Annotated in this window: 15 protein-coding genes; 3 read left to right on the forward strand and 12 right to left on the reverse strand. The window is 54.5% G+C overall.

What is annotated here, in order from left to right:
* Positions 1-126: 126 nt before the first annotated feature.
* From KZH41_RS20910 to KZH41_RS20940, 7 genes are all read right to left on the reverse strand, one after another.
* Positions 127-489 carry a hypothetical protein gene (locus KZH41_RS20910; RefSeq protein WP_263273622.1) on the reverse strand — a complete coding sequence of 121 codons (363 nt, stop codon included), beginning with the start codon at positions 487-489 and terminating at the stop codon, positions 127-129.
* Positions 490-640: 151 nt separating this feature from the next.
* Positions 641-1,315, reverse strand: a complete 675-nt coding sequence (locus tag KZH41_RS20915; protein WP_318654906.1) for a hypothetical protein — start codon at positions 1,313-1,315, stop codon at positions 641-643.
* 529 nt (positions 1,316-1,844) lie between these two features.
* Entirely contained in the window at positions 1,845-2,021 is a 177-nt protein-coding gene (locus tag KZH41_RS20920; RefSeq protein WP_263273624.1) for a hypothetical protein, read from the reverse strand.
* Positions 2,022-2,164: 143 nt separating this feature from the next.
* Positions 2,165-3,163: a hypothetical protein gene (locus KZH41_RS20925; protein WP_263273625.1), complete on the reverse strand. Its 999-nt coding sequence runs from the start codon at positions 3,161-3,163 to the stop codon at positions 2,165-2,167.
* 205 nt (positions 3,164-3,368) lie between these two features.
* Complete coding sequence (locus tag KZH41_RS20930) at positions 3,369-3,545, reverse strand: hypothetical protein (RefSeq protein ID WP_263273624.1); 177 nt, start codon at positions 3,543-3,545, stop codon at positions 3,369-3,371.
* Between the two features lie 143 nt (positions 3,546-3,688).
* The gene (locus tag KZH41_RS20935) at positions 3,689-4,687 is read right to left on the reverse strand and encodes a hypothetical protein (protein ID WP_263273625.1); all 999 of its coding nucleotides are present in this window, start codon (positions 4,685-4,687) and stop codon (positions 3,689-3,691) included.
* Positions 4,672-5,061, reverse strand: a complete 390-nt coding sequence (locus KZH41_RS20940) for a hypothetical protein (RefSeq protein WP_263273626.1) — start codon at positions 5,059-5,061, stop codon at positions 4,672-4,674. Before KZH41_RS20940 ends, KZH41_RS20935 begins: the two co-directional genes overlap by 16 nt.
* 329 nt (positions 5,062-5,390) lie before the next feature.
* On the opposite strand from KZH41_RS20940, the gene KZH41_RS20945 reads away from it, so the two are divergent.
* Positions 5,391-5,714 carry an addiction module antidote protein gene (locus KZH41_RS20945; RefSeq protein WP_263273627.1) on the forward strand — a complete coding sequence of 108 codons (324 nt, stop codon included), beginning with the start codon at positions 5,391-5,393 and terminating at the stop codon, positions 5,712-5,714.
* A 382-nt stretch (positions 5,715-6,096) separates the two neighbouring features.
* On the opposite strand, the gene xerC (KZH41_RS20950) is transcribed toward KZH41_RS20945, so the two are convergent.
* Both xerC (KZH41_RS20950) and KZH41_RS20955 read right to left on the reverse strand, forming a co-directional pair.
* Positions 6,097-7,194, reverse strand: a complete 1,098-nt coding sequence (gene xerC, locus KZH41_RS20950; protein ID WP_263273628.1) for a site-specific tyrosine recombinase XerC — start codon at positions 7,192-7,194, stop codon at positions 6,097-6,099.
* A gap of 12 nt (positions 7,195-7,206) precedes the next feature.
* A complete protein-coding gene (locus tag KZH41_RS20955; RefSeq protein WP_263273629.1) occupies positions 7,207-10,236 on the reverse strand; it encodes a CHC2 zinc finger domain-containing protein in 3,030 nt (1,009 codons plus the stop codon).
* A gap of 131 nt (positions 10,237-10,367) precedes the next feature.
* Here KZH41_RS20955 and KZH41_RS20960 point away from each other — a divergent pair, with 131 nt between their 5' ends.
* A complete protein-coding gene (locus KZH41_RS20960; RefSeq protein WP_263273630.1) occupies positions 10,368-10,733 on the forward strand; it encodes a helix-turn-helix domain-containing protein in 366 nt (121 codons plus the stop codon).
* 400 nt (positions 10,734-11,133) lie between these two features.
* Here the strand turns inward: KZH41_RS20960 and KZH41_RS20965 are convergent, their stop codons facing one another.
* Positions 11,134-11,634: an immunity 70 family protein gene (locus KZH41_RS20965; RefSeq protein WP_263273631.1), complete on the reverse strand. Its 501-nt coding sequence runs from the start codon at positions 11,632-11,634 to the stop codon at positions 11,134-11,136.
* The gene (locus KZH41_RS20970; RefSeq protein ID WP_141537443.1) at positions 11,631-11,858 is read right to left on the reverse strand and encodes a hypothetical protein; all 228 of its coding nucleotides are present in this window, start codon (positions 11,856-11,858) and stop codon (positions 11,631-11,633) included. Before KZH41_RS20970 ends, KZH41_RS20965 begins: the two co-directional genes overlap by 4 nt.
* Positions 11,859-12,262: 404 nt before the next feature.
* On the opposite strand from KZH41_RS20970, the gene KZH41_RS20975 reads away from it, so the two are divergent.
* On the forward strand, positions 12,263-12,586 hold the full coding sequence (locus KZH41_RS20975) for an addiction module antidote protein (RefSeq protein WP_263273627.1): 324 nt from the start codon (positions 12,263-12,265) through the stop codon (positions 12,584-12,586).
* Between the two features lie 382 nt (positions 12,587-12,968).
* Here the strand turns inward: KZH41_RS20975 and xerC (KZH41_RS20980) are convergent, their stop codons facing one another.
* Entirely contained in the window at positions 12,969-14,066 is a 1,098-nt protein-coding gene (xerC, locus tag KZH41_RS20980) for a site-specific tyrosine recombinase XerC (RefSeq protein ID WP_263273628.1), read from the reverse strand.
* Positions 14,067-14,073: the final 7 nt, after the last annotated feature.

Genomic DNA, 14,073 nt, shown 5'->3' on the forward strand with positions numbered 1-14,073 from the left:
CCCATTTATCTAAGATCCAAGGTCCGACGACCTTGCCATTAAAGTGGAACAAAAAAGGGGACAGATTTGAATGGCACTTACTTAACCTTCTTCGGGGGGCCATTTTTCCTGACCTCGGCCCAAGCCTCACCCCATGCTGATGCAGGCACGAGGGGCGGGAACACCGACTTTGACTGTTACACCTTGAACCTTGGCTTTTCCTGAATCCAACGCCGCTTGCAAAGCATCGCTTAAAGCAGGATCAGAGTCGGCAATTGATCTATTACCCAGCCACCCCTCCAACCGCGTCCTCGGGTCCCCATGCGGCGTACCGGCCTTACTCACGCCATTCACCGAAGACTTCGCATCCATCACCACCACGGTAATCGTATCGCCATTGATCGCCACCGCGCAGCCTTCACAGCCGTGGTTGCTACCGTTCTGCAATGGCTTGAAATTGAGGCCGGTTTTTCCGTTGAGGGTTTGAAGGGCCAGTTGCTCGCCTAACACCCCATCATTTACAAGCGAACCGGTCTTCCAATTGGGAAGGTGCGACAGCGGGATACTTTCAAATGTCTGCCCAAACAGGTCTTCAACCCGGCTGAACTTAGGTGGGCTGATTGCATCAGGAATAACCTGCCCTGGTCCTTTTGAACCCTATTCAACCTTTCAGCGCTGGCAAAGACAGCACGTCATCGTAATTTGGCCAGTCTTCTCTGGCACGGTTGAGTACACCTTGCATCAACTCGTCCAACTCAGGCACTGGCTGCTCGGGCGGCAATTGGTCAAAGGGCACGGCCAGCAGCGGATGATCAATCTTCTGCGGATTGGCTAAACCTTCCCACTGGCGCAGGCGCAGGATATAGAGAATTTCCACCGGCACGCGCTCCAAGTGCCAGTCCTGATTGAAGTCGTAAGAATTCTTCTGGCTCTCTTTGCCGGTTTGCCAAGTGTGGCGGTCACACGCGGCCAACAGACAGGGCATCAGGTCGTCGGGGCTGGGAGTGCGCCACTTGGCCAACAAGGCTTCGTAGATGGGTTCGTCATAAGCATAAGCAGGCCATTGATGCGAGACATCGCCCACCCAATCGGCAAACACACGCAGCATAAAGGCTTGGGCGCGGCGGTGTTGCTCTTCGTACTCAATCACTAATTGATGCCCACGGTTGAGAGCCGCATGGGTGAGATAGCCCTGATGGATGACGGCATCCTTCCAGCCTAGGATCGCCATGGCGGCCATCATATTGGTGGCGGTTTGGATGCTGTAGTTTTGGCGGCGTCGATCATTGCCTGCCGCTTTGGCAATAATGTCGAACTGACCCGCCCAGAAGAACAACTGCCAAATTCCTACTTGGTAATAGCGCAGCCAATGGGCCAATTCCAGAAGCCATTGCGGGTTATCTGGTGCGGTTGCCAATACCTTGTGGGCTCGTGTGACGGCCATCCATTCGGAGCTACTACGCGTAACGTTGTCACTATTCGGTACAGGCATTGATGGCTTCGCAAATGCATCGCCGCGCTCAACATATTCACGGATGCCATTCAACTCGTATTCATCTGAGACGTGTGGCCCCTTGGCTATGCGCCCCAGCACACTTTTGTAAGAAGGCCATTTCGGGTTTACGCCCGAGCGCTCGCACTGAATTATTTCTTGGACCATGGTTCCACCTTAAACTCTGCTACACCTGTTTTACTGGGGGCGGGAACACCGACTTTGACTGTTACACCTTGAACCTTGGCTTTTCCTGAATCCAACGCCGCTTGCAAAGCATCGCGTAAAGCAGGATCAGAGTCGGCAATTGAGCTATTACCCAACCACCCTCTCAACCTCGTCGCCGGATCTCCGTGCGGCGTACCGGCCTTATTCACGCCATTACCGAAGACTTCGCATCCATCACCACCACGGTAATCGTATCGCCATTGATCGCCACCGCGCAGCCATCACAGGCGTGGTTGCTACCGTTCTGCAATGGCTTGAAATTGAGGCCGGTTTTTCCGTTGAGGGTTTGAAGGGCCAGTTGCTCGCCCAACACCCCCATCATTTACAAGCGAACCGGTTTTCCAATTGGGAAGGTGCGACAGCGGGATACTTTCAAATGTCTGCCCAAACAGGTCTTCAACCCGGCTGAACTTAGGTGGGCTGATTGCATCAGGAATAACCTGCCCTGGTCCTTTTGAACCCGATTCAACCTTTCAGCGCTGGCAAAGACAGCACGTCATCGTAATTTGGCCAGTCTTCTCTGGCACGGTTGAGTACACCTTGCATCAACTCGTCCAACTCAGGCACTGGCTGCTCAGGCGGCAATTGGTCAAAGGGCACGGCCAGCAGCGGATGATCAATCTTCTGCGGATTGGCTAAACCTTCCCACTGGCGCAGGCGCAGGATATAGAGAATTTCCACCGGCACGCGCTCCAAGTGCCAGTCCTGATTGAAATCGTAGGAATTCTTCTGGCTCTCTTTGCCGGTTTGCCAAGTGTGGCGGTCACACGCGGCCAACAGGCAGGGCATCAGGTCGTCGGGGCTGGGAGTGCGCCACTTGGCCAACAAGGCTTCGTAGATGGGTTCGTCGTAAGCATAAGCAGGCCATTGATGCGAGACATCGCCCACCCAATCGGCAAACACACGCAGCATAAAGGCTTGGGCGCGGCGGTGCTCCTCTTCATACTCGATGACCAGTTGATGACCACGGTTGAGCGCCGCATGGGTCAAATAGCCTTGGTGGATGACAGCTTCCTTCCAGCCCAGAATCGCCATGGCGGCCATCATGTTGGCAGCGGTTTGGATGCTGTAGTTTTGTTGGCGTCTGTCATTACCTACGGCTTTAGCCAAAACGTCAAACTGCCCCGCCCAAAAAAACAACTGCCAAATGCCTACTTGGTAGTAACGCATCCAGTGTGCCAATTCGGAAAGCCATCGCGGGTTTCCCGTTGCAGTGGCAAGTACTTTGTGAGCCCTTGTCACCGACATCCATTCTGCACGAGCATCTGTTGCATTGTTTCTGTTTGGAACCATCATTGAACGCTTCGGCGAAGCATCCTCGCGAGTAACGTACTCGCGAATACCGGCTATCTCATATTCATCCGAGACATGTGGCCCCTTGGCTATGCGCCCCAGCACACTTTTGTAAGAAGGCCATTTCGGGTTTACGCCCGAGCGCTCGCACTGAATTATTTCTTGGACCATGGTTCCACCTTAAATTCTGCTACACCTGTTTTACCGGGGGCAGGAACACCGACTTTGACGGTCACGCCTTGGACTTTGACGTTTTCAGAAAGCAGCGCTGCTCGCAAAGCATCACGTAACGCTGGGTCCGAATCGGCAATTGAGCTATTACCCAACCACCCTCTCAACCTCGTCGCCGGATCTCCGTGCGGCGTACCGGCCTTATTCACGCCATTACCGAAGACTTCGCATCCATCACCACCACGGTAATCGTATCGCCATTGATCGCCACCGCGCAGCCATCACAGGCGTGGTTGCTACCGTTCTGCAATGGCTTGAAATTGAGGCCGGTTTTTCCGTTGAGGGTTTGAAGGGCCAGTTGCTCGCCCAACACCCCCATCATTTACAAGCGAACCGGTTTTCCAATTGGGAAGGTGCGACAGCGGGATACTTTCAAATGTCTGCCCAAACAGGTCTTCAACCCGGCTGAACTTAGGTGGGCTGATTGCATCAGGAATAACCTGCCCTGGTCCTTTTGAACCCGATTCAACCTTTCAGCGCTGGCAAAGACAGCACGTCATCGTAATTTGGCCAGTCTTCTCTGGCACGGTTGAGTACACCTTGCATCAACTCGTCCAACTCAGGCACTGGCTGCTCAGGCGGCAATTGGTCAAAGGGCACGGCCAGCAGCGGATGATCAATCTTCTGCGGATTGGCTAAACCTTCCCACTGGCGCAGGCGCAGGATATAGAGAATTTCCACCGGCACGCGCTCCAAGTGCCAGTCCTGATTGAAATCGTAGGAATTCTTCTGGCTCTCTTTGCCGGTTTGCCAAGTGTGGCGGTCACACGCGGCCAACAGGCAGGGCATCAGGTCGTCGGGGCTGGGAGTGCGCCACTTGGCCAACAAGGCTTCGTAGATGGGTTCGTCGTAAGCATAAGCAGGCCATTGATGCGAGACATCGCCCACCCAATCGGCAAACACACGCAGCATAAAGGCTTGGGCGCGGCGGTGCTCCTCTTCATACTCGATGACCAGTTGATGACCACGGTTGAGCGCCGCATGGGTCAAATAGCCTTGGTGGATGACAGCTTCCTTCCAGCCCAGAATCGCCATGGCGGCCATCATGTTGGCAGCGGTTTGGATGCTGTAGTTTTGTTGGCGTCTGTCATTACCTACGGCTTTAGCCAAAACGTCAAACTGCCCCGCCCAAAAAAACAACTGCCAAATGCCTACTTGGTAGTAACGCATCCAGTGTGCCAATTCGGAAAGCCATCGCGGGTTTCCCGTTGCAGTGGCAAGTACTTTGTGAGCCCTTGTCACCGACATCCATTCTGCACGAGCATCTGTTGCATTGTTTCTGTTTGGAACCATCATTGAACGCTTCGGCGAAGCATCCTCGCGAGTAACGTACTCGCGAATACCGGCTATCTCATATTCATCCGAGACATGTGGCCCCTTGGCTATGCGCCCCAGCACACTTTTGTAAGAAGGCCATTTCGGGTTTACGCCCGAGCGCTCGCACTGAATTATTTCTTGGACCATGGTTCCACCTTAAATTCTGCTACACCTGTTTTACCGGGGGCAGGAACACCGACTTTGACGGTCACGCCTTGGACTTTGACGTTTTCAGAAAGCAGCGCTGCTCGCAAAGCATCACGTAACGCTGGGTCCGAATCGGCAATTGAGCTATTACCCAACCACCCTCTCAACCTCGTCGCCGGATCTCCGTGCGGCGTACCGGCCTTATTCACGCCATTCACCGAAGACTTCGCATCCATCACCACCACGGTAATCGTATCGCCATTGATCGCCACCGCGCAGCCATCACAGCCGTGGTTGCTACCGTTCTGCAATGGCTTGAAATTGAGGCCGGTTTTTCCGTTGAGGGTTTGAAGGGCCAGTTGCTCGCCCAACACCCCATCATTTACAAGCGAACCGGTCTTCCAATTGGGAAGGTGCGACAGCGGGATACTTTCAAATGTCTGCCCAAACAGGTCTTCAACCCGGCTGAACTTGGGTGGGCTGATTGCATCAGGGATAACCTGCCCTGGTCCTTTTGCACCAACAGTATCACCCGACGCGATTTTCGTTGTCTACACGCTCCACATCAGACAGGGCGCGGCCTGCGCGCAGGTCGGTACCGGTGATGTGCTGTGGCTGCATAAAATCGCCCAGACGCGGTTTCAGGCACCGTTACTGAGGCCCCTTACGCTATATTAAATTTCTGTCACACGAGTCATTTCCCATGCCCGAGCTACTCACTCCATACGATCCAGCGCACGCCATGACCGACCCGCAAGCGGTGGCCATCTTTCTCACGGATGCGCTTCAGACGGGTGATGCAGGTTATGTCGGCAAGGTATTAGGCATGGCGGCACACGCCAAGGGCACCGGTGTAATCGCCGAAGCAACAGGGCTTACACACGATCAGTTGGAAGGTTTTTTCAGCGCCGGTGACACCCTGCGCTTGGACACGCTGCTGGTGATCGTGCATGCGCTGGGCGTGAAGCTGACCGTCTGCCCTATCGACTCTGATGAGCGTGTATGCAGTGGCGAAGTACCTGGCTGATGCCCGTTCGGTAGCCCCTGACGATGCGGTGGCGTAGCCGCCGTGTCGGCTGGGGCCAACAAGCGCAGCGCGGTAGGCTTTGGATCTAAGGGGTATCGGGGCGCTGCCCTGATCGGGGTTTTGGGGAGACCGACTGCGTGCAGGCGGTGGCCACAAAACATTTCCTGTCCTAAAGATGACTCAGGTTTATCGACTCGTAGAGGCGGCTTTGGGTTTCAAAGGGCGCCCTTTGGCACCGGATGTATACATCCTTAGCGTGCCTGTATTTTTTGCCGTTGATTGAGGCCGCTTCGCGGCCTGCGGGGCTGTCAGGTATTTGTAGGGAAGTTGTCAGGCATTTGTCATGGTTCTTGATGCTTGTCAGGCGTTTGTCTGGCATTTGTCAGGCCTGATTGCTCTCTTCTTCCGCTTCGGCGTCCAGAGCGGTTAACAGAGCCTCAACCGGGTCGTCAGGAAGGGGTTCAGCCACGGTTTGGCTGGCGGTGTTCTGACGTTGCAAACGTGCCGGATGGGTCGCGGTATGAATTTCCTTCAACGCCCGGATACTGACCTGGGTGTAAATCTGCGTGGTGTTCAGACTGACATGCCCGAGCATGGCCTGGATGAAACGAATATCGGCGCCGTTCTCCAGCATCAGGGTGGCCATGGTGTGGCGGAACAAATGGCAACTGCCACGCTTACCAATGTTGGCTTTTTCGATGTGTTCGCGCACCAGTTGCGTCAGTCGATTGGGGCTGAATCCTTCGCCCTGCTGGGTCAAAAACAACGTGCCATCGTCCTGGCCCAAAACGAAATGGGGCCGGACGTCGTCGCGGTATTTGGTGATCCAAGCCAGAGCCCGTTCACCGATGGGAATCATGCGGTCTTTTTTGCCCTTGCCCTGGCGAATCATCACCGTACCGCGCTCGTAATCGATGGCGCTCCAACTCAGGCCAATCAGCTCCATGCGGCGCATGCCGGTGCTGTAGAGGGTTTCCAGCATGGCCCGGTCGCGGATGCCGGTCGGGGTTTGGGTGTCCGGCACATTGAGGATGCGTTCGGCTTCGTCGCTGCTGAGGATGTGTTTCGGCAAACGCTGTTCCATCCTCGGTAGATCAAGGTCAGAAGCCGGGTTGTACAGGATTCGGTTGGTTTTGGTCAGCCACTTGAACCACACCCGAATCGGCGTGATGCGCACCGTTTGGCTACGCGCTGACAGCGCTTCGCCATCGGCTTTTCGATACAAAAAAAGATGGCGCTGGTAGCGCTCTAAAATCGGTCGGGTGATTTCTTGTGGCCGGGTCAAACCTCGTTCATCACACCAGCGGATAAACGCAATCAGCAGGCTTTCACGGTTGCCCACGGTGCGCTCGGAATAACCACGTTCACGCTGGTATTGCAGAAACTGTTTCATCTGAAAATACAGGCTGCCGGGATCGCCCAGCGGGCCGATAATTTGTTCCGAAACTCGCTGCTTTTTGCTCTCGCCTTTTTTCGGCATAACCACCTCGACTTAGACGGCGCTGGACAACGCGGAGTGGTTGTTTTGTGGATGCTGGATCAGTGGTTTTTCGTTCAGGCCGACCGCTTCGGCCTCAACGCCAGAAACAGCGTGGCTTTGCGCATGGTTGAGGGTGTCCGACTGAGTACCGACCATGGCCCGACCTGAGTCCGACCGTTTTTCTGAATCCCCCGACCGAGCGGATGTGTTGTCGAGTTGGTCGGCATCGATCAGGCCCATCAAATGCGGTTGATGACCGCTTTTGCCGTCATACGTGAGGGTGTATTCATGCGCTAACCCCTTGCGGTGCAGCAGCAGGTATTCCAGTTCGGTCAGTCGGCCCAAATGGATTTTTAACTGGGTATCCCCCCAGCCGGTGGCCTCGCGCACGTCCTTGCGGCCAAAGCGAAACTCATTTTCTTTGAGGCCCTGCGCCTGACTTCGGGCCTCGACCCAGCCTTGCAACAGCTCCAGCAAACGCCGCGTTTGCGGCGGCAGTTCGTCCAGGGTGCGCCCAAGAATGTCGTGGGCCAGCCGGTTGGCCAACACAATGTCGCCCTTCGTGACCTCGATGTACGCCAAGGATTTGCCGCGATGCTCGACGTGTTTGATCGGGCGTTGATGCTGATGCAGCAAGGCAATGCAGCGAATCAGCGTCAGGTATTTCATGTGGTCACGCCGGGTCCGGGTTTTGTCCGAAAGAAAGGTCAATTGATCGGCGAATGGATTGACCACCGCCACGGTTTTAATCAACCGCTGGGCGTTTTGATGCAGGCGAGTAATGGCCTGTTTTTCAGCGTCGGCCAGCAGGCCGTCGAGGGTTTGTTTTTTGCGTTGGGCTGCATGAATGGCTTCGGTTTGCTCGCGGCTTTCGTTGATGGTCAGCACCAAACAGCGGTTGAGCAACTCTTCGTCCACGTCGATCGCGGTGGTGGTGAGCATCAACATCACCGGGCCTTTGACCGTGTATTGCTTGGTGATTAAGTTGCCGGTGGCTTCGTCCTTGCCGGTGCTGGCAATGGTCAATTCGCCGTCCGATTGCAGCAGTTTTAGGGCATAAGCTGCTTGGCGGACACCCTCTTCTTCGGCGATGGCCAGGATCTTATGTTGCAGATCCGTTTCGCCGAGATAAAACAAACTCTGGCCGGTCATGGCGCTGTACTGGATGCGTTCTTCTTCCGGCATCAGATTTAGAACCGCGTCCATCAGCGAGCTTTTGCCTGCCGCGCTTGATGACTGAATCAACACAGCCAAGGGCTGATCCAGTTTTCGGGAAACAGCGGCCAAGTACCCGGCCAGCAGGTTGTAGGATTCACCGACGACACCGCAACGGGTCAAGTCCGCCTCGATGCGCTCGATCAGATTGGGCGCACGCAACAGGTTTAATGCGGCCAGCTCGTCCTCCGCGCTCAGTGTTGGTGTGGGATTTTTCGGGGCCAGTGCCGCTTGAATTGAGGCCTCCTGCAAACCTTCCAGCTTGAGCAACAGTTTGCCCAAGTCACGCTTGATGATTTCTTCCGGTACGCCCAGCTCGATACTCGCCTGTTTCAAATAACTGTATCGGGCCTTGGCCGCGTACAAATCAAAACTGTCCACGTAATAGGCCGCTTCGCGGCCCATTACGTGCTCTTCGGCGACCTCGCGGCGCACCTGTACATTGACCCGCATTTGCTCCGGGCCGAGGTTCTTTTTCCAGCCACGTACCCGCCATCGACGGTCGGCCACGGCCAACAAAAGATCGCCCTGGGCGTTTTCGCTAAAAGTTTCCGATTCGGAAACAGGACCACCAAAAGGCAAAGTTTCCGAATCGGAAACACCCGGCACCGGTGGCAACTCGGCGGTTGCCTGCGGCGCAGCTGCTAAAGAAAAAGAGGGGTCTGGCTCGACCGAAACCGGCGTGCCTTTGCCCTGCCACAATGCCTGTTGCAACAACTCGCCAAGCGCTTGGTTCGGGTTTTCCACCTGCAAGGCGAAAGCGTTGGCGTCCATGCCTTGCGGAAACAACAGACGGAAGACTTCGATGCCGGCAGAGCGTAATTCTTCGGCCAGTTTTTCGGCTGCTGCGTCTCCTGCCGAATCGCGGTCAAAAGCAATGATGACCCGCTGGGTGCCGTGGTGTTTCAAGGCCTGCCAATGATCTTGGGAAAACCCGTTCACGCCGTAAGCGCTGATGACGTTACGAAAACCCGCACACCAAAACGTCATGGCGTCGATCAGCGATTCACAGAGAATAATTTCCAGACTGGCCAGCAACGCCGCTTCGTTCCAGACACCGCGCAACGGCGTAGCCAGGTACATATGCCGGGACTGGTTGGCAGGAATTTTATTGTTCGGCTGCATCCGCCGTCCGTAAAGCTGCATCACTCGCCCTGCCTGCTCCGGCTGCGCGCCGTCCTCCAGACCCAGCACCGGCACGACCAGACAACCGTTCAAATGTTCGTGTCCGGTAGAACGCAAAACACCTAAATCTTGCAGGTGCTGCCGCACCTGCCGACCGGCCTGGGTATGCCCGGCGGGCAAGCGATACGTCAGGGTTTTATTGGCATAACCGAGTTGAAAATGCTCGATCAACTCGGAATGGTTCAGGCCGCGAGATTCCAAATAGGCCAGTGCTTCGGGGGATTGTTTGAAATTGGCGTGGTAGAACTCGGCCACCGAGCGCAGCAGCGCCGCGGCTTCAAGATCAGAAGAGCCCGCAGCTAAAGAAGGGAGGTGTCGAGCGTGGCTGCGTGTCACACCGACTTTTTCCGTGTTCTCCAGCGGCGCGTCGTTACGCAGCAGTTGGACTGCGTGTGGCAACGACACGCCTTGGGTTTTCATCACCCAATCGATCACAGAACCTGCGGCCCCGCAGCCAAAGCAGTGATAGAGATTTTTCTCGTCGGAGACTGAAAGGCTGGGCGTGCTTTCGTCGTGAAACACGCAGCACATCACCCAATCCTTGCCGCGCCTTTTCAGCTCATGGCCCTGCGACTGGATCAGCCGGACCAGTGACACCTCACGTTTGAGGCGTTCCAGTTCGGCTTCGGGGATGCGGGCCATCAGGTTTTCTCCAAAAAAGCTGTCAAGATCAATTTGATGTACGCGAAAGGTACACTATATAGTACTATCGTCAATACCCAAATGATCCGAGGTTTAGCATCGTGACCTGTCCACACCACTGGTTAACGGCCATGAGCTTTTCCCAACGCATCGTCGAGCTACGCAAAAAGCTCGGTATGACACAACAAGCCCTCTCGGCGGCAACAGAAATTCATGTGCAGCAGATAAAGCGCTACGAGGCTGGTAGCTCCTTGCCTACAGCCGACGCACTGAAAAAGCTGGCTATCGCGCTGCACGTGACCTCGGACTTTTTGCTATTTGAAACCGACGAACGCGGTCCAGATGATCGATTGCGCTACCAGTTCGAAGCGATTTCACGCATGCCGATGGAAGAGCAAGAACTGGTACGAGGCCTGCTCGATGCAGTGATTGTGAAACACCAGGTAGCCGGGGCCATTGCCCGTGCAGCAGGACCAGCGACTAAAGGGAAGGAGTAATCAAAAGGCGGTAGATCGGTGTATTACAAAGGTAATACATCGCACGCCAGTGTTTATTGGGCGAAACCTGCATTTTGTATGACAATTGTATAGCACTGCCTAGCAGGCAAAAACCAGATAACTAATTGATACATATAGAAAATACCCACCTCGAAAGAGGTGCGTGTTGTGTATTGAGATTTTGCTCCTGTTAAGGAGCGAAAAATCATGCTCAAAAAGGGCGTATTGAGCAGCTAGACCGTAGGTCGTCAGGGTGGGTGCAAAAGGGATGCAGCTTGAGTGCAGAAAGGTTGCAACCTGGGAGCAAAAGGGGAGCAAATAGATAGCAAAAGGGCTGCAAATCGGATGCAAAAACACCGGCGTTAAGCCGGTGCTAAATAAAAAATAGAATTCCTACAGATCAGCGACGCCAGAACGGTAACTCGTCAGAAGCAAGAGAGTTATACAAGTCTTCGGAACGATTCACATCAAAAATATAGTCAGGCGCGTCGGTAAAACCGATTCTTAAAGGGACGTACTCATTAAACTCTTTATAAAAAACATCTGAACATTCGACAGCATCAAAAATAATTTTGAAGAAGCGAGCAAAGATGTCAGCCAGAGTATTACCACTCAAAAGCAAACGAGTATTTTCCTTGTCCACCTCGAAAGCGCTTATATCAAAGCTATCCGCAGGAATGCTATTAAACTCAGCCCTTACACTCTCTAAATCTATCTTTAACTCAGCCAGTTCGTTTTTACTTAAAGAGCGGCAATAAAGCTTCTCTGTAACCAAGGGATACTTGCTTCCTCTTTTGCCGCCCTCAAGAAAAAACACAACAGACTTAAAAAAACAGTCAACGTCAGAGGCTGGGCCTAAGACAGATATTGTCATTGCGGCAAGAACACCTACATTTTTCATTCTGCTTTAAACCTGATGGATGAGGGAGATATTGCCCCATTTGACTTATCAACTATTCCACGAACGATTTGCGCACGCTGCACAGGTGTAACAGCTTGCCCTCGAATATCAATAACGACTTGCTGCTGCATTCCTTGCGGTAAATTTTCAGCTCGCTGGAGGGCTTGCTTGGAAACATTACTAATCAATCCGCTTTGATTTTTTGCGATGTTGTAGTTTTTCACTTCAACACTGCATACGTTACCTACACACCAGTCTGGACGAACACTGCCCGAAGTGCCGTAAGGAACTTCTTGTCCATTTTTATAACTGACTTGTGGGCGAGCTCCAGCACCAAGATCAGCGCCGACATCAATTTCAGATTTTTGGGGTGTGGGACGAACAGGTGTCGCAGTAGAGGCAAGATCATCTACCTTTCCAGCAGCGCCACCAGTAGCTTTTGCACCAACAGTATCACCCGACGCGATTTTCGTTGTCTACACGCTCCACATCAGACAGGGCGCGGCCTGCGCGCAGGTCGGTACCGGTGATGTGCTGTGGCTGCATAAAATCGCCCAGACGCGGTTTCAGGCACCGTTACTGAGGCCCCTTACGCTATATTAAATTTCTGTCACACGAGTCATTTCCCATGCCCGAGCTACTCACTCCATACGATCCAGCGCACGCCATGACCGACCCGCAAGCGGTGGCCATCTTTCTCACGGATGCGCTTCAGACGGGTGATGCAGGTTATGTCGGCAAGGTATTAGGCATGGCGGCACACGCCAAGGGCACCGGTGTAATCGCCGAAGCAACAGGGCTTACACACGATCAGTTGGAAGGTTTTTTCAGCGCCGGTGACACCCTGCGCTTGGACACGCTGCTGGTGATCGTGCATGCGCTGGGCGTGAAGCTGACCGTCTGCCCTATCGACTCTGATGAGCGTGTATGCAGTGGCGAAGTACCTGGCTGATGCCCGTTCGGTAGCCCCTGACGATGCGGTGGCGTAGCCGCCGTGTCGGCTGGGGCCAACAAGCGCAGCGCGGTAGGCTTTGGATCTAAGGGGTATCGGGGCGCTGCCCTGATCGGGGTTTTGGGGAGACCGACTGCGTGCAGGCGGTGGCCACAAAACATTTCCTGTCCTAAAGATGACTCAGGTTTATCGACTCGTAGAGGCGGCTTTGGGTTTCAAAGGGCGCCCTTTGGCACCGGATGTATACATCCTTAGCGTGCCTGTATTTTTTGCCGTTGATTGAGGCCGCTTCGCGGCCTGCGGGGCTGTCAGGTATTTGTAGGGAAGTTGTCAGGCATTTGTCATGGTTCTTGATGCTTGTCAGGCGTTTGTCTGGCATTTGTCAGGCCTGATTGCTCTCTTCTTCCGCTTCGGCGTCCAGAGCGGTTAACAGAGCCTCAACCGGGTCGTCAGGAAGGGGTTCAGCCACGGTTTGGCTGGCGGTGTTCTGACGTTGCAAACGTGCCGGATGGGTCGCGGTATGAATTTCCTTCAACGCCCGGATACTGACCTGGGTGTAAATCTGCGTGGTGTTCAGACTGACATGCCCGAGCATGGCCTGGATGAAACGAATATCGGCGCCGTTCTCCAGCATCAGGGTGGCCATGGTGTGGCGGAACAAATGGCAACTGCCACGCTTACCAATGTTGGCTTTTTCGATGTGTTCGCGCACCAGTTGCGTCAGTCGATTGGGGCTGAATCCTTCGCCCTGCTGGGTCAAAAACAACGTGCCATCGTCCTGGCCCAAAACGAAATGGGGCCGGACGTCGTCGCGGTATTTGGTGATCCAAGCCAGAGCCCGTTCACCGATGGGAATCATGCGGTCTTTTTTGCCCTTGCCCTGGCGAATCATCACCGTACCGCGCTCGTAATCGATGGCGCTCCAACTCAGGCCAATCAGCTCCATGCGGCGCATGCCGGTGCTGTAGAGGGTTTCCAGCATGGCCCGGTCGCGGATGCCGGTCGGGGTTTGGGTGTCCGGCACATTGAGGATGCGTTCGGCTTCGTCGCTGCTGAGGATGTGTTTCGGCAAACGCTGTTCCATCCTCGGTAGATCAAGGTCAGAAGCCGGGTTGTACAGGATTCGGTTGGTTTTGGTCAGCCACTTGAACCACACCCGAATCGGCGTGATGCGCACCGTTTGGCTACGCGCTGACAGCGCTTCGCCATCGGCTTTTCGATACAAAAAAAGATGGCGCTGGTAGCGCTCTAAAATCGGTCGGGTGATTTCTTGTGGCCGGGTCAAACCTCGTTCATCACACCAGCGGATAAACGCAATCAGCAGGCTTTCACGGTTGCCCACGGTGCGCTCGGAATAACCACGTTCACGCTGGTATTGCAGAAACTGTTTCATCTGAAAATACAGGCTGCCGGGATCGCCCAGCGGGCCGATAATTTGTTCCGAAACTCGCTGCTTTTTGCTCTCGCCTTTTTTCGGCATAACCACC

It is taken from the genome of Pseudomonas sp. YeP6b (assembly GCF_025642995.1).
Lineage (GTDB): Bacteria > Pseudomonadota > Gammaproteobacteria > Pseudomonadales > Pseudomonadaceae > Aquipseudomonas.